The sequence below is a fragment of the Streptomyces fungicidicus genome, assembly GCF_003665435.1.
Classification (GTDB): domain Bacteria; phylum Actinomycetota; class Actinomycetes; order Streptomycetales; family Streptomycetaceae; genus Streptomyces; species Streptomyces fungicidicus.
The window spans coordinates 1,143,697-1,164,457 of sequence record NZ_CP023407.1; the positions used below are offsets into that span (position 1 = coordinate 1,143,697).

The 20,761-nt window shown below is 74.3% G+C and carries 21 protein-coding genes; 8 read left to right on the forward strand and 13 right to left on the reverse strand.

Annotated features, from left to right (window positions below; all coding sequences use genetic code 11):
* The first annotated feature begins 39 nt into the window (after positions 1-39).
* Positions 40-1,626, forward strand: a complete 1,587-nt coding sequence (locus tag CNQ36_RS05130; protein WP_004934444.1) for an alkaline phosphatase D family protein — start codon at positions 40-42, stop codon at positions 1,624-1,626.
* 97 nt (positions 1,627-1,723) lie between these two features.
* Complete coding sequence (locus CNQ36_RS05135) at positions 1,724-2,986, forward strand: GNAT family N-acetyltransferase (RefSeq protein WP_228312919.1); 1,263 nt, start codon at positions 1,724-1,726, stop codon at positions 2,984-2,986.
* 68 nt (positions 2,987-3,054) lie between these two features.
* Here the strand turns inward: CNQ36_RS05135 and CNQ36_RS05140 are convergent, their stop codons facing one another.
* Positions 3,055-4,242, reverse strand: a complete 1,188-nt coding sequence (locus tag CNQ36_RS05140; RefSeq protein WP_121548375.1) for a trans-sulfuration enzyme family protein — start codon at positions 4,240-4,242, stop codon at positions 3,055-3,057.
* Positions 4,243-4,302: 60 nt separating this feature from the next.
* On the opposite strand from CNQ36_RS05140, the gene CNQ36_RS05145 reads away from it, so the two are divergent.
* Complete coding sequence (locus tag CNQ36_RS05145; RefSeq protein WP_004934439.1) at positions 4,303-4,794, forward strand: Lrp/AsnC family transcriptional regulator; 492 nt, start codon at positions 4,303-4,305, stop codon at positions 4,792-4,794.
* 32 nt (positions 4,795-4,826) lie between these two features.
* A complete protein-coding gene (locus tag CNQ36_RS05150) occupies positions 4,827-6,515 on the forward strand; it encodes a DUF885 domain-containing protein (RefSeq protein ID WP_121545113.1) in 1,689 nt (562 codons plus the stop codon).
* A gap of 122 nt (positions 6,516-6,637) precedes the next feature.
* Here the strand turns inward: CNQ36_RS05150 and CNQ36_RS05160 are convergent, their stop codons facing one another.
* The 6 genes from CNQ36_RS05160 to CNQ36_RS05185 form a co-directional block, all read right to left on the reverse strand.
* The gene (locus CNQ36_RS05160; protein WP_121545114.1) at positions 6,638-7,150 is read right to left on the reverse strand and encodes an immunity 21 family protein; all 513 of its coding nucleotides are present in this window, start codon (positions 7,148-7,150) and stop codon (positions 6,638-6,640) included.
* Between the two features lie 49 nt (positions 7,151-7,199).
* The gene (locus tag CNQ36_RS05165) at positions 7,200-10,193 is read right to left on the reverse strand and encodes an AAA family ATPase (RefSeq protein ID WP_121545115.1); all 2,994 of its coding nucleotides are present in this window, start codon (positions 10,191-10,193) and stop codon (positions 7,200-7,202) included.
* Positions 10,190-11,353, reverse strand: a complete 1,164-nt coding sequence (locus CNQ36_RS05170) for an exonuclease SbcCD subunit D (RefSeq protein ID WP_121545116.1) — start codon at positions 11,351-11,353, stop codon at positions 10,190-10,192. The genes CNQ36_RS05165 and CNQ36_RS05170 overlap by 4 nt, the downstream gene beginning before the upstream one ends.
* A 117-nt stretch (positions 11,354-11,470) precedes the next feature.
* Positions 11,471-12,097 (reverse strand): YigZ family protein, encoded by a 627-nt coding sequence (locus tag CNQ36_RS05175; protein ID WP_121545117.1) that lies wholly within the window; start codon positions 12,095-12,097, stop codon positions 11,471-11,473.
* Positions 12,098-12,125: 28 nt separating this feature from the next.
* Positions 12,126-12,668: a SixA phosphatase family protein gene (locus CNQ36_RS05180; RefSeq protein WP_121545118.1), complete on the reverse strand. Its 543-nt coding sequence runs from the start codon at positions 12,666-12,668 to the stop codon at positions 12,126-12,128.
* Positions 12,665-13,429: a cysteine--tRNA ligase gene (locus CNQ36_RS05185; protein ID WP_121545119.1), complete on the reverse strand. Its 765-nt coding sequence runs from the start codon at positions 13,427-13,429 to the stop codon at positions 12,665-12,667. Before CNQ36_RS05185 ends, CNQ36_RS05180 begins: the two co-directional genes overlap by 4 nt.
* 109 nt (positions 13,430-13,538) lie before the next feature.
* Here CNQ36_RS05185 and CNQ36_RS05190 point away from each other — a divergent pair, with 109 nt between their 5' ends.
* Entirely contained in the window at positions 13,539-13,946 is a 408-nt protein-coding gene (locus tag CNQ36_RS05190) for a CoA-binding protein (RefSeq protein WP_121545120.1), read from the forward strand.
* A gap of 41 nt (positions 13,947-13,987) precedes the next feature.
* Here the strand turns inward: CNQ36_RS05190 and CNQ36_RS05195 are convergent, their stop codons facing one another.
* Positions 13,988-14,347, reverse strand: coding sequence for an ArsR/SmtB family transcription factor (locus tag CNQ36_RS05195; RefSeq protein ID WP_163013204.1), 360 nt, complete (start codon positions 14,345-14,347; stop codon positions 13,988-13,990).
* Between the two features lie 61 nt (positions 14,348-14,408).
* Between CNQ36_RS05195 and CNQ36_RS05200 the strand changes: the two genes are divergently transcribed.
* Positions 14,409-15,503: a cation diffusion facilitator family transporter gene (locus tag CNQ36_RS05200; protein ID WP_121545122.1), complete on the forward strand. Its 1,095-nt coding sequence runs from the start codon at positions 14,409-14,411 to the stop codon at positions 15,501-15,503.
* Between the two features lie 2 nt (positions 15,504-15,505).
* On the opposite strand, the gene CNQ36_RS05205 is transcribed toward CNQ36_RS05200, so the two are convergent.
* The 3 genes from CNQ36_RS05205 to CNQ36_RS05215 all read right to left on the reverse strand — a co-directional run bounded on the left by CNQ36_RS05205 (position 15,506) and on the right by CNQ36_RS05215 (position 17,739).
* Entirely contained in the window at positions 15,506-16,063 is a 558-nt protein-coding gene (locus CNQ36_RS05205) for a YbaK/EbsC family protein (RefSeq protein WP_121545123.1), read from the reverse strand.
* A gap of 34 nt (positions 16,064-16,097) precedes the next feature.
* Positions 16,098-16,670: a helix-turn-helix domain-containing protein gene (locus CNQ36_RS05210; RefSeq protein ID WP_121545124.1), complete on the reverse strand. Its 573-nt coding sequence runs from the start codon at positions 16,668-16,670 to the stop codon at positions 16,098-16,100.
* Between the two features lie 238 nt (positions 16,671-16,908).
* The gene (locus CNQ36_RS05215) at positions 16,909-17,739 is read right to left on the reverse strand and encodes an acyltransferase (RefSeq protein ID WP_121545125.1); all 831 of its coding nucleotides are present in this window, start codon (positions 17,737-17,739) and stop codon (positions 16,909-16,911) included.
* 114 nt (positions 17,740-17,853) lie between these two features.
* Between CNQ36_RS05215 and CNQ36_RS05220 the strand changes: the two genes are divergently transcribed.
* Positions 17,854-18,384, forward strand: coding sequence for a gamma carbonic anhydrase family protein (locus CNQ36_RS05220; RefSeq protein WP_121545126.1), 531 nt, complete (start codon positions 17,854-17,856; stop codon positions 18,382-18,384).
* Positions 18,385-18,435: 51 nt separating this feature from the next.
* On the opposite strand, the gene CNQ36_RS05225 is transcribed toward CNQ36_RS05220, so the two are convergent.
* Entirely contained in the window at positions 18,436-19,065 is a 630-nt protein-coding gene (locus CNQ36_RS05225) for a DedA family protein (protein ID WP_121545127.1), read from the reverse strand.
* Between the two features lie 87 nt (positions 19,066-19,152).
* Positions 19,153-19,590, reverse strand: a complete 438-nt coding sequence (locus CNQ36_RS05230; RefSeq protein ID WP_121545128.1) for a DUF4442 domain-containing protein — start codon at positions 19,588-19,590, stop codon at positions 19,153-19,155.
* Positions 19,591-19,723: 133 nt separating this feature from the next.
* Here CNQ36_RS05230 and CNQ36_RS05235 point away from each other — a divergent pair, with 133 nt between their 5' ends.
* Positions 19,724-20,731 carry a DUF8017 domain-containing protein gene (locus CNQ36_RS05235; protein WP_121545129.1) on the forward strand — a complete coding sequence of 336 codons (1,008 nt, stop codon included), beginning with the start codon at positions 19,724-19,726 and terminating at the stop codon, positions 20,729-20,731.
* The last annotated feature ends 30 nt before the right edge of the window (positions 20,732-20,761 follow it).

The window sequence follows — 20,761 nt, forward strand, 5'->3', positions numbered from 1 at the left end:
AGCCCACACTGGCCGGAGTCCGTCCCTGGAGGCGCATCCATGTCAACTCGTCCGTTCCCCGGCCGCCGCGCCGTACTGCGCGGCTCGCTCGTGGCCTCGGCGGCCCTGACCCTGCCCACCGCGCTCGGCGCGGCGCCCGCCTTCGCCCGCTCCGGGCGCCCGCGGGCCGAGTGGGGCGTGCAGACCGGCGACATCACCCGGGACTCGGGACTCGTGTGGGTGCGCTCCGACCGTCCGGCGCGGATGATCGTCGAGACGTCGGCGACCGAGTCGTTCCGCAACCCGCGCCGCCGGCGGGGGCCGCTGATCGGCGCCGGCACCGACTTCACCGGCACCACCCGGCTGCACGGACTGCCGTCCGGTGAACAGATCCACTACCGGGTGCTGCTCGCGGACCCGGACGACCCGCGCCGCACCGGCGAGCCGGTCACCGGGACCTTCCGGACCGTCACCTCCCGGCGGCGGGACGGCGTCCGGTTCCTGTGGTCGGGCGACCTGGCGGGACAGGGCTGGGGCATCAACCCCGACATCGGCGGCTACCGCATCTTCGACGCGATGGAGCGGCTCGACCCCGACTTCTTCCTGTTCAGCGGCGACACCGTCTACGCCGACGGCCCCGTCTCCGCGACCGCCGCCCTGCCGGACGGCGGTGTCTGGCGCAACATCACCACCGAGGAGAAGTCCAAGGTCGCCGAGACGCTCGCCGAGTTCCGGGGCAACTTCCGCTACAACCTGCTCGACGAGAACCTGCGCCGGTTCAACGCGCGGGTGCCGTCCGTCGTGCAGTGGGACGACCACGAGGTGCGCAACAACTGGTACCCGGGCCAGCGGATCGCGGACACGGACGCCCGGTACACGGAGAAGAGCGTCGACGTGCTGGCGGCCCGGGCGCGGCGGGCGTTCAGCGAGTACTTCCCGATGTCCACGCTGCGGCCGGGCGACCGGGAGGGCCGGGTGTACCGGGTGCTGCGGCAGGGGCCGCTGCTCGACGTGTTCGTGCTGGACATGCGGACGTACCGGGGCGCCAACTCCTCCGGCGACCAGACCGTGGACCCGCAGGGCATCCTCGGGCGCGAGCAGCTGGAGTGGCTGAAGCGGGAGCTGTCCCGGTCGCGGGCGGTGTGGAAGGTGATCGCCGCCGACATGCCGATCGGACTCGTCGTGCCCGACACGACGGAGGGCAGCCGGCACGTCGAGGCGGTGGCCCAGGGCGACCCGGGCGCGCCGCTGGGCCGGGAGCTGCAGATCGCGGAGCTGCTGCGGTTCGTCAAGCACCGGCGGATCACCGGCACGGTATGGCTGACGGCCGACGTGCACCACACCTCGGCGCAGCACTACCAGCCGTCGCGGGCCGCGTTCGACGACTTCGAGCCGTTCTGGGAGTTCGTCTCCGGTCCGCTGAACGCCGGCGCCTTCCCCGCCAGCGCCCTCGACGGCACCTTCGGGCCGGAGCGGGTGTGGGTGAAGGCGCCGAGCGCCTCCAACGTCTCGCCCGCAGGCGGCTACCAGTTCTTCGGCGAGGTCGACATCGACGGCGACAGCGGCGAGTTGACGGTGCGGATGCGGGAGCAGGACGGCACGGTGCTGTTCACCAAAACGCTGAGGCCCGGCCTGGTCGGTCAGTAACTCAACAAAAAGGACAGAAGCATGCTTTACCCGTCAGTCACAGTGAGTTCGTGATCACGAAACACGATTCCTTCACAGTGGCTGTATGAGTCGAGACATGTCTGAAGTGACGAACCCCCGGAACGGCGGCTCCGCGCACCGCCGGTGGAGCCCCGTCGAGCTCTCCGCGCGGTGCACGGCCGCCTTCCACGCATGGTGGGCACGGCGCCACGGCCACGCACCGCCGGCGCCCGATACCGGCGGCGCCCGGCCGCCGTCCGCCGGTGCGGGCGGCGGCGTGCTGTGGCGGATGCGGACGACGGTGAGGGACGAGCCGGGCGCCCTGGCGGCGCTGTGCACGGCGCTGGCCGAGCACCGGGTCGACATCCTGAGCCTGCAGACGCACCCGCTCGGCGAGGAGACCGTCGACGAGTTCCTGCTGCGGGCGCCGGAGGGGACGGACCTCACCGCGGCCGTGTCGCTCGCCGGGGGCCGCCACACCTGGACCGAGCGGGCCGACGCGCACGATCTGGTGGACGCCCCGACCCGGATCCTGGGCCTGGCCGCCCGCGCCGCCCAGGACGCGTCCGAACTTCCGCTGGCTCTGCGCCAGTTGCTGGGGCGGTGCACGATCCGGTCCCTGCCCGCCGCACCGGCGGGCGGAGGGCCGGCGCCCGGGACCGTGGCCGCGGAGGGCTCCCTGGAGGACACCGTGATCCGGCTGCGCGCCCCGGAGGGCGGGACGATCACCGTGGAGCGGCCGTATCTGCCGTTCACCCCCACGGAGTTCGCCCGCGCCCGGGCCCTGGTGGAGCTGGACGCCCGGCTCGGCCCGCGGATCCCGCGCGGCCGGGACGTGCTCAGGCTGCCCGAGGGCGGCGCCATCTCCGTACGCCGCGCGGACACCGGGGACCTGGCGGCCGCGCGGGAGATGCACGAACGCTGCTCCGCCGAGACCCTGCGCAGGCGGTACCACGGACCGGTCGGCGACGCGGACCGCTATCTGAACCATCTGCTCAGCCCCCGCTTCGGCCGCACCCTCGCCGCGCAGACCGCCTCCGGCCGGATCGTCGGCCTCGGCCACCTGCTGTGGGACGGCGACGAGACCGAGGTGGCGCTGGTCGTGGAGGACGACTGGCAGCGGCGCGGCATCGGCGGTGAACTCCTCACCCGGCTGGTGTCGATGGCGGCCGAGGCTGGCTGCGCCCATGTGTACGCCGTGACGCAGGCGTCCAACACCGGCATGGTCGCCGCGATGCGCGGCCTGGGGCTGCCGCTCGACTACCAGATCGAAGAGGGCACCCTGGTGATCACCGCCCGCCTGGACGCCGTACCGGCGCGCCGCCCGCGGGAGTCCGGAGAGCGGATCGGCCGCGCCTAGGCGCCCCCTGCGCGCACGGGGAACGGCCCGGCGGTTCCCGCCGGGCCGTTCCCCGTGGACGCGGTGCCTCAGCCCTGGGCCAGCGCCTCCGGGCGGGCGGGCGTCGCGGTCCGCTCCCCCAGGGCCGCGTCCAGATCGGCCCACAGGTCCTCGACGTCCTCCAGGCCGACCGAGAGCCGCAGCAGCCGGTCGCCGACCCCGGCGTCCCTGCGGTCGTCGGCGTCGACGATGCGGTGGCTGATGGACGCCGGGTGCTGGATGAGGGAGTCCACGCTGCCGAGGCTCACCGCCGGGGTGATCAGCCGTACGCCGCCGATCACCGCGTGCGGGTCGCCGTGCACCTCGAAGGAGACCATCGCGCCGCCGATCCGCGGGTAGTGCACCCGGGCCACGCGCGGGTCGCCGGACAGCCTGCGGACGAGTTCGGCGGCGTTCGCGGAGGCGGCCCGCACCCGCACCGGCAGGGTGGACAGGCCGCGCAGCAGCAGATAGCCGGCCAGCGGGTGCAGCACGCCGCCCGTGGCGAACCGCACCTGGCGCAGCCGCCCGGCGAACTCCTCGTCGCAGGCCACCACGCCCGCCAGCACGTCGCCGTGACCGCCGAGGTACTTGGTGGCGCTGTGCAGCACGAGGCGGGCCCCGTGCTCGGCCGGGCGCTGGAGGACCGGGGTGGCGAAGGTGTTGTCGACCAGCAGCGGCACGGAGCCGCACGCGTGGGCCACCGCCCGCAGGTCGACCTCGGCGAGCGTGGGGTTGGCCGGGGACTCCACGAGCACCAGGCCGGTGTCGGGGCGCAGCGCGTCGGCGACCCCGGCCGGGTCGGTGAAGGTCACCTCGGAGCCGAGCAGTCCGGCGGTCAGCAGATGGTCGCTGCACCCGTAGAGGGGCCGCACCGCGACCACGTGGCGCAGGCCCATCGAGCCGCGGACCAGCAGGACGGCGCTGAGGGCCGCCATGCCGCTGGCGAAGGCGACCGCCGACTCCGTCCCCTCCAGCCGCGCGAGGGCGGTCTCGAAGCGGGCGACGGTGGGGTTGCCGAGGCGCCCGTAGACGGGCGGGCCCTCCGGCTCGGCGCCGGTGGTGGCGAAGGCGTCGATGCGGGCGGCCTCGGCGCGGCTGTCGTACGAAGGGTAGGTGGTCGACAGGTCGATCGGCGCGGCGTGCAGTCCCAGTCCGGCGAGGTCGTCGCGGCCCGCGTGCACGGCCTCGGTGGCGAGTGCTCGTGTGGTGCGTCGCATGTCCATGCCCAGTTCCATGAACGGAAGGGTGAACACCGGACGGGTCGGGCCGGTCGATTACCGTGCTACGTTCGGCCGATGGCCGAATCTGTCGTACTGGACCCGGTGGACCTTCATCTGCTGCGGCTGTTGCAGAACGACGCCCGGACGACGTACCGGGACCTCGCCTCGCGGATCGGGGTCGCGCCGTCGACCTGTCTGGACCGGGTGGCCCGGCTGCGGCGCTCGGGCGTGATCCTCGGCCACCGGCTGAAGCTGGACCCGGCCAAGCTGGGCCGGGGCCTGCAGGCTCTGCTGTCGGTCCAGGTCAGACCGCACCGGCGGGAGCTGGTGGGGCCGTTCGTGGAGCGGATCCGGGCGCTGCCGGAGTCGCTCACCGTGTTCCATCTGACCGGCCCCGACGACTACCTGGTGCATGTTGCGGTCGCGGACATGACGGATCTGCAGCGGCTGGTGCTCGACGAGTTCACCGCCCGGCGTGAGGTGGCGCGCGTGGAGACGCGGCTGATCTTCCAGCAGTGGGACTGCGGCCCGATGCTGCCGCCTACGCCCTCGGCGCAAACCGGGTGACGTGCCGCGGGCCGCGTACCAGGATGGACCGCATGTCACAGACCAACAGCGCGCTTCCCCGTCAGGTCGCCGACGCCTACGTCGACGACCTGATCGCCCTCGACCCGGTCACCGGAACGTTTCTCGGAGTGAAGGAGAGCTCCTCCCGTCTGCCCGATCTCTCGCCCGCCGGACAGGAGGCGGTCGCCGCACTGCAGCGGACCACCCTGGCGCGGCTCGCCGAGGCCGAGCGGCTGCCGGGCGCGGACAGCGACATCGAGCGCCGCTGCGCCCGTCTGCTGCGCGAGCGGCTCACCGCCGAGCTGGCCGTGCACGAGGCCGACGAAGGTCTGCGCGCGGTCGGCAACCTAGGGACGGTCGCGCACTCGGTGCGCGAGGTGTTCACCGTGACGCCGGCGGAGTCGGAGGAGGACTGGACGGCGCTCGCCGAGCGGCTGCGCGCGGTCCCGGCCGCCCTGGCGGGCTACCGGGAGTCCCTCGCGCTCGGCCTGGAGCGCAAGCTGTACGCGGCTCCGCGGCCGACGGAGACGTTCATCGGGCAGCTCGCCGAGTGGGCGGACACCGGCGAGGGCCGCGGCTGGTTCGAGGACTTCGCCGCCGCCGGACCCGACGCGCTGCGCACGGAGCTGGACGAGGGCGCCCGCGCGGCGACCGCGGCCGTGGTGGAACTGCGGGACTGGATGCGCGAGGTGTACGCGCCCGCCGTGGACGGCGCGCCGAACACCGTGGGCCGGGAGCGCTACGCCCGCTGGTCCCGCTACTTCAACGGCACCGACCTCGACCTGGACGAGGCGTACGCGTACGGCTGGTCCGAGTACCACCGGCTGCTCGGCGAGATGAAGAAGGAGGCCGAGAAGATCCTGCCCGGCGCCGCGACGCCCTGGGTGGCGCTGGCGCACCTCGACGAGCACGGCCGGCACATCGAGGGGGTCGACGAGGTCCGCGAGTGGCTCCAGGGGGTGATGGACCGGGCGATCGAGGCGCTGGACGGCACCCACTTCGACCTCGCGGAGCGGGTGCGGAAGGTCGAGTCGCGGATCGCGCCGGCCGGCAGCGCGGCGGCGCCCTACTACACGCCGCCGTCGGAGGACTTCTCCCGGCCGGGCTGCACCTGGCTGCCCACGATGGGCCTGACCCGGTTCCCGGTCTACGACCTGGTCTCCACCTGGTACCACGAGGGCGTCCCCGGCCATCACCTGCAGCTGGCGCAGTGGGTGCACGTCTCGGAGAACCTGTCCCGCTACCAGGCGTCGGTGGGCGGGGTCAGCGCCAACGCCGAGGGCTGGGCGCTGTACGCGGAGCGGCTGATGGACGAGCTCGGCTTCCTCGCGGACGCGGAGGAGCGGCTGGGCTATCTGGACGCGCAGATGATGCGGGCGACCCGGGTGATCGTCGACATCGGCATGCACCTGGAGCTGGAGATCCCGGCGGACTCGCCGTTCCACCCGGGTGAGCGCTGGACGCCGGAGCTGGCGCAGGAGTTCTTCGGGGCGCACAGCAGCCGCCCGGCCGACTTCGTGGAGAGCGAGCTGACCCGTTATCTGACGATCCCGGGTCAGGCGATCGGCTACAAGCTCGGCGAGCGGGCGTGGCTGCTGGGCCGCGAGAACGCCCGCGCGCGGCACGGTGACGCGTTCGACCTGAAGGCGTGGCACATGGCCGCGCTGTCCCAGGGGTCGCTGGGTCTGGACGACCTGGTGGACGAGCTGTCGGCGCTGTGACCGCGGGCGGCGGCGCCGTCAGCGCCGGAATCCGCCCCCGGAGTCGACGACCTGACCGGTGATCCGGTCCGCCTCGTCGGGTGGCCACGCGACGAGGCGGGCGGGGTCGTCGGGCACGCCGGTCAGGGCGCCGGCCGGAGCTGGACGAGGACCATCCAGGTCTCCGGTCCCGGCTGCACCCGGGCCGCGCGGACGGCGTAGCGGCCCGGGGTGAGGGCTAGGCTCACGTGGTCGGTGGCGGCGGAGTCGGAGCCGGGCCAGGCCGCGTCGAACAGCAGGGCGGTGCCGGACACCCTCCAGTACACCTCGGGCTGCCACTGGGCGGTGTCCAGCGCGGCCGGGACGCTCGCCAGGAGGTCCGCCTCCGCGTCACCGGCGATCCAGCGGACCAGGGTGCCGTGCTCGGGGAGGAAGGCGGTCGCGGCGGGCTCGTCGCCCATGACGAGGGCCGTGGAGTCGCCGACCGGAAGGAGCCCGACGAGTCCGTCCACCTCGCAGGCGCGGTCGTAGTCCGAGGCCGTCTCCTCGCCGTCGGCTCCCGTCCAGAACGGCAGCACCGTCTCCGGCACCGCGACGAGCGGCCCGCCGCCCGACTCCACCCACTCGACCGTGCCCGGTTCCGCGTATCGCACCATGCGCAGAACCTACCGGGTCGACTCCCTTGCCGGGCGCGGGGGTTCGGGGTCAGCGGGCGCCGTGCCGGCGCAGCTCCGAGCCCGTGCGGCCCTTCACGACCTCCAGTTGGGCGTGTATCCGCCGCCGCAGATCGGCGACGTGGCTGACGATACCCACGCTGCGGTCGCGTTCGCGCAGGGAGTCCAGGACGTCCAGGACCTCGTCGAGGGTCTGGTCGTCGAGGCTGCCGAAGCCCTCGTCGATGAAGAGGGTGTCCAGCCGGACCCCGCCCGCCTCGTCGGTGACGACGTCCGCGAGGCCGAGCGCGAGGGAGAGCGAGGCGAAGAAGGTCTCGCCGCCCGAGAGGGTCGCGGTGTCCCGCTCCCGTCCGGTCCAGGCGTCGACGACGTGCAGACCGAGGCCGCTGCGGCCGCGGCCGGTGCGGTCGTCGGAGTGGACGAGGGTGTAGCGGCCGGACGACATGCGGTGCAGCCGTACGGTCGCGGCGGCGGCGACCTGTTCCAGCCGGGCGGCGAGGACGTAGGACTCCAGGCGCATCCTGCGCTCGTTGTCCGCCGAGGTGCCGGCGGTGAGGCCGGCCATGCGGGCCACGCGGTCGTACTCCTCGCGCAGCGGTCCGAGCCGGCGCGCCGAGGCGGTGGCCCGCGCGGAGAGCCGGTCGAGTTCGGCGCAGCGCCGGTCCGCGGCGTCCCGCGCGGAGGCCGCCTCGCGCACCCTGCGGCCGGCGTCCTCGGCGGCCCGCTGCGCGGAGGCGACGTCGGCCGGCGGCCGCTGGGCGGCGGCCGCCGTCTCCGGCTCGGCGAGGACGGCCCGGACCGCCGCCTCCTCGTGCTGCCAGGCGTCCAGGCGCCGCTGGAGTTCGCGGTGGGCGGCGTCGTCGAGGAGGGCTTCGGCGGCGTCCCGCGGGGTGTCGAAGCCCGCGCGGAAGGCGGCGTCGGCGAGCCGGGCGTCGGCCTGCTTGAGGCGCTGGGCCGCGTCCTCGGCGGTGCGGGCGGCGTCGGCGGCGTCCGTGAGCCACTGGGCGCTCCGCTCCAGCTGCTCCGCGCGCGCGGCCACGCTGGTGGCGTCGCCGCGGGCCCGCGTCAGCTCCTCCTCGAGGGTGGCGTGTTCCCGGTCCAGCCGGTCGCGGTGGCCGACCCGGGCGGCGGCGCGCACCGCCGCCTCGCGCTGGGCGGCGGTGCGCAGCTCGTGCTCCTGTTCCGCGCGGCGCAGCCGTTCCTGCGCGGGGTGCAGTGCCGAGGCGGTTTCCCTCGCCTGCGCGTACTGCCGTTCCAGCTCCTCGGCCTCGCGGGCGAGCTGTTCGGTGGCGGTGTCGCCGGCTTCCGCGCTCGCGGCGGCCAGCGCCTCCCGTGCGGCGGCGAGCCGCCGCTCGGCGCCGGCGCGGTGGTCGTCCGCCTGCTGGTGGCCGGTGAGGGCGCGTTCCTCCGTCTCGCGGTCGACGTGGCCGTCGACCTTGCGGGCGGGGGCGGGGTGTTCGGTGGCGCCGCAGACCGCGCAGGCCTCGCCGTCGGTGAGGCCGGCGGCGAGTTCGGCGGCGATGCCGTTGAGGCGCTGTTCCTTGAGGTCGAGCCAGTGCTGCTTCGCCGCGAGCGCCTGTTCCCGGGCGACGCGGGCCTGTTCGCCGGCCGCCCTGGCGTCCTCGGTGAGCCGGTCGCGCAGCCGCGCGGCGTTCAGCCGCCGGCGTGCGGGCTCCCGCTGCTCGGCGAGCTGTTCGGCCCTGCTCGCGGCCCGCTGGGCGGACTCGATGCCGGCCTGCAGTCCCGCGCGGGTCTCCTCCCAGTCCGCGAGCCAGGTCTCCGCGTCCTCGAGCACCTCCCGGTCGGCGCGTTCCTGCCGGTCCAGGCCGGCCCGCTCGTCGAGGAGTTCCGTCAGCCGCCGCTCGGCGCGGCGGGCGGACTCCAGCCCGCCCAGTTCCCCGGCGGCCCGGCGGGCGGCGGCGGCGAGCCCGGCGGATCCGGCGTCCGCGAGGGACGCCGGGAGGAGGGCACGCGCGCGCGACTCCGCGCCGGACGCGCGCCGGTGCTCGGCCTCGGCGGAGTCCCGCAGCTCCAGGGCGGGGGCGACGGTCTCGGCCTTGCGGGCGCGCTCCATCCGGGTCTGCGCCTCGCGGTGGGCGCCGGACCGCTCCTGGAGGCGTGCCGCCCGCTCCCGCGCCTCGGCGAAGCGCCGCTGCAGCCGGTCCCGTTCGCGTACGCCGTCCAGGACGCGGTCGGTTTCGGCGAGGGCGGCCTCGGCGGTGGCGAGGCGGCAGCGGGCGGCCGTGAGCCGTTCCCGCGCGGTGCTGCGGGCGACGGCGGCGGCGCCCAGCACCGTCTCGGCCAGCCCCGGTTCGCCGGGCGTCAGCTCGGGCAGCTCCATGGTGTCGCCCGCGGCCTGCTGCATCCGGTGGGCGTCGGCGAGGAGGTCCGCGTCGCCGTCCCGTACCCGGGACTCGGCGGCCCGCCGGCGCTCGGCGAGGCGCTTCTCCACGTCGGCGAAGCGGCGGGTGTCGAAGAGGCGGCCCAGCAGCTTGCCGCGGGCCTCGGCGTCGGCGCGCAGGAAGCGCGCGAAGTCGCCCTGGGGCAGCAGCACGACCTGGCAGAACTGCTCCCGGCTCATGCCGAGGAGCTGGGTGATCTCCTCGGCCGTCTCCTGGTGCGAGCGGCTGAGGTCCTTCCAGGTGCCCGAGGCCGCGTCGCGTTCGCGCAGCCAGGTCTGCGCCTTGTCCAGGGTGGTGCCGGTGCCGCGTTTCTTCGGGCGCTCCCAGGGAGGCTGCCGGGTGATCTCCAGGCGGCGTCCGGCGACGGTCAGTTCGAGGGTGACCTCGGTGCGGACGCCCGGCGCGGCGTGGTCGCTGCGCAGGGTCATGCCCTGGCCGCTCTGCCGGGCGCCGGGTACCGAGCCGTACAGCGCGTAGCAGACGGCGTCCAGTACGGAGGTCTTGCCGGCGCCGGTGGGGCCGTGGAGCAGGAAGAGTCCGGCGGCGGACAGCTCGCCGAAGTCGACGCTCTGGGTGCCGCCGAACGGCCCGAAGGCGGTCAGGTCCAGCCGGTGCAGCCTCACCGCGCCACCTCCCGGGCGGCGTCGTCCACGCGCACCCCGTCGAGGGCGTCCCGCAGGACCGCCCGCTCGTGTGCGTCGGGGCCGGCGCCGCGCACATGGGTGACGAAGTCCTCGGCGATCTGCTGGTCGTCGCGGCCGGCCAGGCGTCTGGCGTAGGAGACCCCGGGCCCGTCGGCCGCCCGGTCGGGGTCGAACACGAGGGTGAGGGTGTGCGGGAAGCGCTCCGTGAGCCGGGCCATGGGGTCGGCCGGGCGGACCGGGTCGGTGAGGGTCGCCTCGACCCACGCCTCCTGGTGCCGGGCCAGTGCGGGGTCGGCGAGCAGGTCCTCCAGGGTGCCGCGGATCCGGGCCAGCGCGCGCGGCACCGGGCAGTCCACGCGCTCGGCGGTGACCGCCCCGTCGGCGGCCAGGTCGACCAGCCACATGGTCTTGCGGTGGTTCGCCTCCGAGAAGGAGTACGGCAGCGGGGAGCCGGAGTAGCGCACGCGGTCGGTGAGGGTCTGGCAGCCGTGGAGGTGGCCGAGCGCCACGTAGTCGACGCCGTCGAACACCCCGGCGGGCACGGCGGCCACCCCGCCGACGGTGATGTCGCGCTCGCTGTCGCTGGGTTCGCCGCCGGTGACGAAGGCGTGCGCGAGGACGACGGAGCGGGTGCCGGGCGGGCGGGCGGCGAGGTCGGCGCGGACCCGGTCCATGGCGGCGGCGAGCACCGCCTCGTGCCCGGCCCGCTCCACCTCGAACGCGTCCTTCACCAGGGCGGGTTCGAGGTACGGCAGCCCGTAGAGGGCGACGTCGCCGTGCTCGTCGGACAGCACCACCGGTGTGCCGCACGCGGACGGGTCGGTGCGCAGGTGGATGCCCGCGCTTCCCATGAGCCCGGCGCCGACGCCGAGGCGGCGGGCCGAGTCGTGGTTCCCGGAGATCATCACCGTCGGCACGCCGAGAGCGGCGAGCCGGTGCAGGGCGTCGTCGAAGAGTTCGACCGCGGCCAGCGGGGGCACGGCGCGGTCGTACACGTCTCCCGACACGACCACCGCGTCCACGTCGCGCTCGCGCACGGTGGCGACGAGGTGGCGGATGAACTCGGCCTGGGCGCCGAGCATGCCCACCCGGTGGAAGGACCGGCCGAGGTGCCAGTCGGAAGTGTGCAGCAGTCTCATGGTTTTCGCAGCGTAACCGCAGGCTCTGACAGCACGGGCGGTTACTCCCGTATCGCTCCGTCATGGCCCGGTCCGAATTGGCCTGTTATCCACGCATATCCATGGATCGGGGGCCGGTCACGCGTCCCCGTAGGCCTCTCCGCCCGGTTCGAAGCGGGCCGTCCCGGCGGTGGCGTCGGCGAGCCACGCGCGGAAGGCCGCCACGTCGGCGTCCGGGAGGGCGATCTCGATCGCGACCTCCTCGCCGTAGCGCACGTCCCGCACCTCGCGTCCGGTGGCGCGCAGGTCGTTCTGCACCTTGCCGGCCCGCCCGTGGTCGACGGTCACCGTGGCCAGCCGGAAGCGGCGCCGGGTGATCGTGCCCAGGGTGTCCAGCGCCTCGCCCACGGCGCCGCCGTAGGCGCGGATGAGGCCGCCCGCGCCGAGCTTGACGCCGCCGTAGTAGCGGGTGACGACGGCGACGGCGTACCGCATGTCGCGGCGGAGCAGCATCTGGAGCATGGGGACGCCCGCGGTGCCGCCCGGTTCCCCGTCGTCACTGGCCTTCTGGGTGGAGGCGTCGGCGCCGATGACGTAGGCCCAGCAGTTGTGGGTGGCGTCGGCGTGCTCCTTGCGGACGGCGGCGATGAATTCCTGCGCCTCCCGCTCGCCGGCCGCCGGGGCGAGCGCGCACAGGAAGCGGGAACGGTTGACCTCGGTCTCGTGCACACCCGCGCGGGCGACGGTGCGGTACTGGTCCTGCATCCCGCCAGCCTATGCGTCCGCGCGCGGCCTAACGCCGCCCGCCCCTGGGCACGGTCAGCGAGGTCAGCAGGGCGGAGCCCGGGGCGAGGTCCCGCCAGGCGGCGCCGCGCCAGGACAGCACGGCGATCGCGGAGGTCGGGAACTTCGCGCGGACCCGGTCCAGGGTGTCGTCGAGTCCGTCGCCGGCCAGCGCCAGGACGAGGTCCTCCAGGCCGGGGTTGTGTCCGATCAGCAGCAGCGTCTCGACGTCGCCGGGCACCTCGCGCACCACGTCCAGCAGTTCGCGGGCGTCCGCGTGGTAGAGGCGCGGCTCGTGGCGGACGGGCGGGGGCGTGCCCCACTGGCCGGCGGCCAGCTCCCAGGTGCGGCGGGCCCGGACGGCGGTGGAGCACAGCGCGAGGCCCGGCAGGCAGTCGGCCTCGGCGAGCGCCCGCCCCGCGGCGGGGGCGTCCCTGCGTCCGCGCGGGGCCAGGGGACGCTCGTGGTCGGGGACGTCCGCCGGCCGGGCGGACTTGGCGTGGCGCAGGACGACCAGGCGGCGCAGCGGTCCGCGCCCGGCGCGCTCGATCACGCCGGGGCTCCCAGGTCGCGGGTGAGGTCGAGGCCGAGCAGCCGGTCGGCGTAGGCGTAGGTCTCGAAGCGGGCGCCGTCCGCGAGGTCCGGGTCGGTCTCCACCGCGCGCAGGACGCCCAGGACTCCGGCGGTGTCCAGGTCGTCCTCCCACGCGGTGCGCAGGTCCGCGCGCACCGGGTCGGGGACGGGCCGCGAGGGCCGCCCGGCCCAGTCGGCGACCGCGCGGCGCCAGCGGTCAAGGGTGGCGCCGGCCTCGTCCAGGGTGGCCGGGCCGATCCGCAAGGTGGCGCTTCGGGGGCGGGCGAGCAGGGCCATGCGCAGGGCGGCGGGGTCGGCGTCGCCCGGTGCGCCCGGCGCCTCCCAGAGCACGGGGGCCACGGCCACGCGCACCCCGTCGGGGGTCGCGCCGCCCTCGCCCACCACGTGCAGCACCTGGGCCTCGCCCAGGCCGGCCCCGGTGTCGCCGCCGTCCTCGAAGGGCCGCACCCCGAGGGCCGCGCCCGCCGCGCGCAGTTCCGCCTGCCGCCCTTCGCCGGTGAGCAGCGCCCATACGGGCGTGCCGCCGAGCTCCAGGGCCCGTACGAGGAGATCGGCGACGAGCAGCACCCGCAGGTGCGTCGGGTCGGACCCCCGTGTGTGGGCCTGGACACGGGTCAGGCCCCGCCGGGCGGGGGTGGCGTCCACGGGTTCGCCTGTCCGGGCGTCGGTGATGCGCAGCACGAGCCGAGCGTAGGCGCGCCGGCGCGCGTACGCAGGCATCCGGACCGCATTTCGCGTCGCCGGGGAGAGCGGCGGCACCGGGAATCCCCGCGCGCCCCGCCCGGTTGAACCGGGCGACAGCGGTTTCACGACTCCCTGGAGGTCCACGGTGTACGGCGACGAGGCGACGGTCCGCAAGATCCTCACCGGACTCGGTGACACCTGGGCCGTGGTGGGCCTGTCGTCGAACCGGCAGCGCGCGGCGTACGGGGTCGCCCAGGTGCTCCAGCGGTTCGGCAAGCGCGTGGTGCCGGTGCACCCCAAGGCCGAGACGGTGCACGGCGAGCGGGGCTACGCCTCCCTCGCGGACATCCCCTTCGAGGTGGACGTCGTGGACGTGTTCGTCAACAGCGACCTGGCCGGGGCCGTGGCGGACGAGGCGGTGGCCAAGGGCGCGAAGGCGGTCTGGTTCCAGCTCGACGTCGTCGACGAGGCGGCGTACGAGCGGACCCGCGCGGCGGGCCTGGAGATGGTGATGGACCGCTGCCCGGCGATCGAGATACCCCGCCTCGGCTAGCCGTTCCCCCGGGTCCGCGCGAGTGACCGGGCGGTGCCCGGTCAGTCGTGCGGGGGCCGGTCGCCGAGCCTGTGGTCGGCCACGTTCAGCGCCTCGTCCACCAGCCGCCGCAGATGGCCGTCGCGCAGGGAGTAGATCACCCGGCGGCCCTCCTTGCGGGTGTCCACCAGCCCCGCGAGCCGCAGTCGCGCCAGATGCTGGCTGACCGCGGGGCGGGCCGCTCCGCAGGTCTCGGTGAGCGTGGTGACGTCGGCCTCTCCGCCGGTCAGGGCGTGCAGCAGGGTGAGCCGGGTGCGGTCGCCGAGCAGGGCGAGCAGCTCCGCGGCGAGCGCGAAGTGTTCCTCGCCGGGTGTGCGTGGGTGCGCATCGTGCGCAGGTGATAGGTGCATGCGTGCGCTCATACGCACATAATGGGCCCGTGGGCGCCGTCGCGTCCACCTCGCGCACCGGAAGGGGACGATCGTGAGCGACCGCCACCACCACGGCCATGAGCACGGGCACGACCACGACCACGACCACGACCACCAACATGAGCACGACCACGGACACAGTCACGGTCACGGGCACCGCCGTTCCGTGTTCCGTCGCCTCGCCCATCTGCTCGCCCCGCACTCGCACGAGACCGCCGACAAGCTCGACCCCGCGCTGGAGTCCTCGGCCCGGGGGATGCGCGCGCTGTGGGTCTCCCTGGCGGTGCTGGGGGCGACGGCGCTCGCGCAGGCGGTCGTGGTGGCCGTGTCGGGCTCGGTGGCGCTGCTCGGCGACACGGTGCACAACGTCGCGGACGCGCTGACCGCCGTGCCGCTGGGGATCGCCTTCGTGCTGGGCCGGCGCGCCGCCACCCGCCGCTTCACCTACGGCTACGGGCGCGCGGAGGATCTGGCGGGCATCGCGATCGTCCTGACGATCGCCGCGTCCGCCGCCTTCGCGGGGTGGACGGCGTTCGCGCGGCTGCTGGAGCCGCGCCCCGTCGGGCACATCCCGGTGGTAGCCGTCGCGGCGCTCGTCGGGTTCGCGGGCAACGAGTGGGTGGCCCGCTACCGCATCCGGGTCGGGCGTGAGATCGGCTCGGCCGCGCTGGTCGCCGACGGACTGCACGCCCGCACCGACGGGTTCACCTCACTGGCGGTGCTGCTGAGCGCCGGCGGCGCGGCCCTGGGGTGGCGGTTCGCCGACCCGGTGGTCGGTCTGGCGATCACGGCGGCGATCGTCCTGGTGCTGCGGGACGCCGCGCGGGAGGTGTTCCGGCGGGTGATGGACGCCGTCGACCCGGCGCTGGTTGACCGGGCCGAGGAGGCGCTGAAGCGGGTTCCCGGCGTGCGCGGGGTGGGCGAGCTGCGGCTGCGCTGGATCGGTCACCGGCTGCGCGCGGAGGTGGCGGTGGTGGTGGACGGCGGGGCGACGCTGCGCGAGGCGCACCATGTCGCCGTCGAGGCCGAGCACGCTCTGCTGCACGCCGTCCCCCGGCTGACCGCGGCCCTGGTCCACGCGGATCCGGAGCCGGTGCCGGGCGGGGCGGACCCGCATCTGGCCCTGGCCCACCACGCCGTGCGCTGACCTCAGACCACTCCCAGCCCTTCGATCACGACCGCTCCGGGCAGTTCCGCGAACGCCTTGCCCGGGACCAGGAGCTTGCCGCGCCGCCGGCCGCTGCCGACGAGCACGTACGGCAGGTCCACGACGGCGGCGTCCACCAGCACCGGCCAGTCGCCGGGCAGCCCCAGCGGTGTGATGCCGCCGTACTCCATGCCGCTCTCCCCCGTGGCGGTGTCCATCGGGGCGAAGGACGCCTTGCGGGCGCCGAGGTGACGGCGCACCACGCCGTTGACGTCGAGCCGGGTGGCGGACAGGACGACGCACCCGGCGAGCGTGGTCGCGCCGCCCCGCTTGGCCGCGACCACCACGCAGTTCGCCGACCGCTCCAGCAGGTCCCGGCCGTAGTGCTCGACGAAGACGGCGGTGTCCGCCCAGCGCGGGTCGGTGTCGACGTACAGGATCCGGTCGGCGGGCACGCCGCCGCTCCAGTCGCGGACGGCCGCGGCGACCGGGGCGGTCAGCTCGTCGAGGCAGTCGGGGGCGGGGGTGGCCCGGTCGAAGTCTCCGATGGGTGCGCGCATGGCGGCACCGTAACAGCCGGCCGGAGGGCGCCCGTCAGTGCACGGGCGGCACCGAGACGGTCATGATCATCTCCATCGGGACCTCGCCCCTGTTGCCGTACGTGTGGGGCGTGTTGGCCTCGAAGGAGACGCTGGCACCGGCCGGCACCCGGTGCTCCGTCCCGTCGACGGTGAGGGTCAGCTCCCCCGTCGTGACGTGCAGGAGTTCGACCGTGCCGGCGGGGTGCGGGTCAGAGTCGCTGCCCTCGCCCGGCATCAGTTTCCAGTCCCACATCTCCAGCGGGCCCGGCGCCTCGGCACCGGCGAGCAGCCGGTTGTAGCTGCCCTCCTCGGTGTGCCAGAGCCGTACGGCCTGGTCGGCGGGGACGATACGGACCTTCGGGCCCCGCTCGTAGTCGAGCAGGGTGGTGACGCTGACGCCCAGCGCGTCGCCGATCTTGACGACGGTGCCGATGCTCGGGTTGGTGCGGGCCTGCTCGATCTGGATGAGCATGCCGCGGCTGACGCCCGCCCGCGCCGCGAGCGTGTCCAGGGTGAAGCCGCGCTCGGCGCGCCAGCGCTTGACGTTGCGCGCCAGGGACTGGGTCAGCAGGTCGAGGTCCGACACATTCCATCCGTTCAATATCCTGGATAATAGGGTCCACTCCGTTCAACTACGTTGAGATGCACCCGATCGTTCACCGCACTGTACTGCGAGGCCCGCCGTGACAGCGCCCTTCGCCCTGGCCACCAGCCTGCTGTAATGGCCCTGGCGGCCAACGGTACGTACGCCGTGGCCGCGCGGACCGGCCCGGTGACGGTGGCCGCGGTCCTCGCGCTCCTGCCGGCGACGGGCTGAGGGCGGCTCAGCTCCCGGGCTCCAGCTCGGCGAGCCGCGCCGGACCGCTCGCGGCCGGCTCCCCGACTCCGGTCGAGGCCTGTCCGTCGAGCTCCGCGAGCCGGGCCACGGCCTCCTCGTCGAGCGCCGACAGCGCCCGCAGCTGGTCCGGGGTGACACCCTCCGGGATCGGCACGGGCGCCGGGGTGCGCAGGGGCGGCTGCCAGCCGTCGGCGGGAGTCCAGCGGCGTACGACACGGGCCGGGGCGCCCGCGACCACCGCGTGGTCGGGCACCGTTCCCCGGACCACGGCGCCCGCCGCCACCACCACATTCCGCCCGACGCGCGCCCCCGGGAGGATCACCGCGCCGGTGCCGATCCAGCAGCCGGGTCCGATCTCCACCGGCTCCATCCGCGGCCACTGCTTGCCGATGGGCTCGTGCGGGTCGTCGTAGGAGTGGTTGGTGGAGGTGACGTAGACGTACGGCCCGAAGTAGCAGTCGCTGCCGATGGTGACCGTCGTGTCGGCGATGACATGGCTGCCGCGCCCCAGGACGACCCCGTCGCCGATGCGCAGGATCGGCTCCGGGCCGAGGTCCAGGCCGGGCATCAGGCCGGCGGTGAGGGTGACCTGCTCGCCGACGATGCAGTGCGCGCCGAGCCGGATCCAGGGCTCGCCGAAGACCGTGCCGAGCGGGAAGGCGAGCCTGGTACCTGTTCCCATGGCCCCGAAGCGGAAGCGGCCGGGGTGCTCGGCGGTCACCGAACCCGTGCGCTGGGCCCAGGCCCAGCCCGCGTGGACCGCGCGCTGAGCGAGGCGGCGCGGCCAGGACGAGAACGTGTTCTTGCGCTTCGGCACCCGCTCACCGTAGTCGGCGGGCGCCGCGCCGTCGGGACGGTGACCCTGTGATCTTCACCCCACCGGGCAGGCGTACGGTGCGGGGTGTCTACGACGTGGGTGGAGGAGAGGCCGATGACGCACCGCGCGCTGATCACAGGTGTCGGGGGCAGGGAGCCGAAGGTCGACGGGGACGCGTTCGTGGCGCCCACGGCCTCGGTGATCGGGGACGTGACGCTGCACGCGGGCGCGAGCGTCTGGTACGGAGCGGTGCTGCGCGGGGACGTGGAGCGGATCTCCGTCGGCGCGAACAGCAACGTGCAGGACAACTGCACGCTCCACGCCGACCCGGGGTTCCCGGTCGGTGTGGGTGAGCGGGTGTCGATCGGGCACAACGCCGTGGTGCATGGGGCCACCGTCGAGGACGACTGCCTGATCGGCATGGGGGCGACCGTGCTCAACGGCGCCGTGATCGGCGCCGGGTCCCTGGTCGCTGCGCAGGCGCTGGTGCCGCAGGGGATGCGGGTGCCGCCGGGGTCACTGGTCGCCGGGGTGCCGGCGAAGGTCCGGCGGGAGCTCACCCCGGAGGAGCGGGAGGGGCTGACCCTCAACGGGACGATGTACGCCGAGCTGGCCAGGGTTCACCGGGAGGAGCACGGGGCCTAGAGGGCCCGGTCGGTCCGCGGGAGGGGCGGCCGCGCCCCTTCACGGCGGGTGTCAGTCGGCGGCGGCGACGGGTTCGGGGGCCGCCTTCTTCGCCTTGCGCTTCAGCACCAGCATCGAGGTGACGCCGATCAGGACCGCCGCCACCAGGCCCAGCCAGGAGAAGCGCTTCAGCCAGGACTCGGCGACGATGCCCACGTAGTAGATGACGGCCGTGGTGCCGCCCGCCCACACGATGCCGCCGAGCACGTTGGCGATCAGGAACTTCCAGTACGGCATCCGCAGCACACCCGCGAGCGGGCCGGCGAAGATGCGCAGCAGGGCGACGAAGCGGCCGAAGAAGACGGCCCACATGCCCCACTTCTGGAAGGACCGTTCCGCGGTGGCGATGTGCGCCTCGCTGAAGTGCCGGGGGAACTTCGCCCCCAGCCAGGCCAGCATCGGCCGTCCACCCTTGCGGCCGATGGCGTAGCCGATCGAGTCGCCGATGATCGCGCCGGCGGTGGCGCAGGCGCCGAGGACCACCGGGTCGATGTCGCCGTGCTGGGAGGCGAGCAGCGCGGAGGAGACCAGGATGATCTCGCCCGGCAGCGGGATGCCCAGGCTCTCCAGCCCGATGACCACTCCCACCAGCGCGTACACGGCGACCGCGGGTACGGTCTCGAGCCACTCCTGCACGTGCAACGCCCTGTCCTCCCGGTCCGCCGTCCGTGCGCCCGGTCCCGGCGCACGAACGGGAAGCCTACCGGGTCACCGGCGCCGGCCCGGCGGTCAGCCGTTGGGGCGCAGGGTCCAGACGACGCTCATCTCACCGGTGACCGCGCCGTCCTCGCGTCGGATGGCGATCGAGACGGGGAACTCGGGGCGGCGGCCCTCGTCGAGCTCGGCGACGACCTCGGCGGCCGGCCGGCCGAGGGTCGCGGTGGCGGTGACCGGACCCATGGCCAGCTTCTTGTAGGCGATCTCGGCACTGACGGCCAGCGGCACGGCACGCGCGAGCTGGTCCCCGAACGCGGCGAGCACGATCGCTCCGCTCGCGGACTCACCAAGGGTGAACATCGCGCCGGCGTGCGGCCCGCCCACGTGGTTGTGGTACTCGTTCTGGTCCGGCAGCGCCACCACGGCCCGCTCCGGCGTGGTCTCCAGGAACTGGAGGTTGAGGGTCCGGGCCATGGGCACCGTGGCGGCGAGCATCTCGCCGATGGACATCTGGTCTGCGCTCATGAGCGCAGGTTACCGACGAGTAGCCTCGGCCGCCATGCCGCCCGTCCCACGAGTTGCTACGTCCCTGTCAAAGGGCAGTGACCGAACCGTGTCCATGGCGCGGCTAGGGTTGCTGCCCATGTGGCCAGAGCAGCAGCCGCCCGGGGGCGAGCAGAACCCGCAGTCGAACAATCCGTACCAGCAGCCGGGGTACCAACAGCCGAATCCGTATCAGCAGCCCGGCTATCAGCAGCCGAACCCGTACCAGCAGCAGCAGGGGTGGGGCGCGCAGACCGCAGTGGGCGGACCCCAGCCACCGCAGGGCGGCGGCGGGAACCGGACGAAGCTGGTGGCGATAGTCGCGGCGACGGCCGTGGTCGTGGCCGCCGGTGTGACCGGGTTCCTCGTGCTCGGCGGCGACAAGGACGACGAGGCCGACGGCAAGAAGGACGGCAAGCCGTCCGCGACCGCGTCCAAGGAGACCTCCGCCGAACCGAGCACCTCCGCCTCGGAGAACAACCCGCGCGGCGGCGACGAGGAGAAGGCGACCATCCCGGGCTGGAAGGTCGTCGTCAACACGCGCTTCGGCACCAAGTTCGACGTCCCCGCCGACTGGGAGATCGAGACTCCCGGCACCAGCGTGGGCTTCGAATGGGAGGAGAAGGACGGTGAGACGGACCGCACCACCGTCACCGCCCCGGCGTACCTGAAGTCCAAGTGGTGCACGAGCGACGACGACAAGGACGGCCGCGAGGACGACACCGCCCTCGCCACCGCCGGCACGCGCGGTGAGAACGGCGCCAAGGACACCGACATGGCGGCCGAGACCCGGGTGCCGTGGTGGATCTACGGTGGGTACACACAGCCCGACAAGAAGAGCGTGAAGTACGACAAGCCGAAGGCGTACACCACGGCGGCCGGCCTCAAGGGCAGCGTGGCAACCGCGCACTCGGAGAACACGCCGCAGAAGGGCAAGTGCGACAGCGAGGGCAAGGCGACCACCTTCGCCTTCAAGAACGGCGCCGGCGACTTCGTCACGTGGAACCTGTACGGCGCCAAGGGCGTCACGGACGAGATCCCGGACGCGACCGTGCAGAAGATCCTCAGCACGGTCCGCCTCACGGAGGACGCGCCGACGGAGTCGTAGCAGGTCGGGGCCGGCAATCCATTTGGCAAG

Excerpts from the sequence above, each read along its gene's own strand:
- CNQ36_RS05130 (WP_004934444.1), top strand. The coding sequence starts at position 40 with ATGTCAACTCGTCCGTTCCCCGGCCGCCGCGCCGTACTGCGCGGCTCG.
- CNQ36_RS05135 (WP_228312919.1), top strand. The coding sequence starts at position 1,724 with ATGTCTGAAGTGACGAACCCCCGGAACGGCGGCTCCGCGCACCGCCGG.
- CNQ36_RS05140 (WP_121548375.1), bottom strand. The coding sequence starts at position 4,242 with ATGGAACTGGGCATGGACATGCGACGCACCACACGAGCACTCGCCACC.
- CNQ36_RS05145 (WP_004934439.1), top strand. The coding sequence starts at position 4,303 with ATGGCCGAATCTGTCGTACTGGACCCGGTGGACCTTCATCTGCTGCGG.
- CNQ36_RS05150 (WP_121545113.1), top strand. The coding sequence starts at position 4,827 with ATGTCACAGACCAACAGCGCGCTTCCCCGTCAGGTCGCCGACGCCTAC.
- CNQ36_RS05160 (WP_121545114.1), bottom strand. The coding sequence starts at position 7,150 with ATGGTGCGATACGCGGAACCGGGCACGGTCGAGTGGGTGGAGTCGGGC.
- CNQ36_RS05170 (WP_121545116.1), bottom strand. The coding sequence starts at position 11,353 with ATGAGACTGCTGCACACTTCCGACTGGCACCTCGGCCGGTCCTTCCAC.
- CNQ36_RS05175 (WP_121545117.1), bottom strand. The coding sequence starts at position 12,097 with ATGCAGGACCAGTACCGCACCGTCGCCCGCGCGGGTGTGCACGAGACC.
- CNQ36_RS05185 (WP_121545119.1), bottom strand. The coding sequence starts at position 13,429 with ATGCCTGCGTACGCGCGCCGGCGCGCCTACGCTCGGCTCGTGCTGCGC.
- CNQ36_RS05195 (WP_163013204.1), bottom strand. The coding sequence starts at position 14,347 with ATGAGCGCACGCATGCACCTATCACCTGCGCACGATGCGCACCCACGC.
- CNQ36_RS05205 (WP_121545123.1), bottom strand. The coding sequence starts at position 16,063 with ATGCGCGCACCCATCGGAGACTTCGACCGGGCCACCCCCGCCCCCGAC.
- CNQ36_RS05220 (WP_121545126.1), top strand. The coding sequence starts at position 17,854 with ATGACGCACCGCGCGCTGATCACAGGTGTCGGGGGCAGGGAGCCGAAG.
- CNQ36_RS05230 (WP_121545128.1), bottom strand. The coding sequence starts at position 19,590 with ATGTCCATCGGCGAGATGCTCGCCGCCACGGTGCCCATGGCCCGGACC.
- CNQ36_RS05235 (WP_121545129.1), top strand. The coding sequence starts at position 19,724 with ATGTGGCCAGAGCAGCAGCCGCCCGGGGGCGAGCAGAACCCGCAGTCG.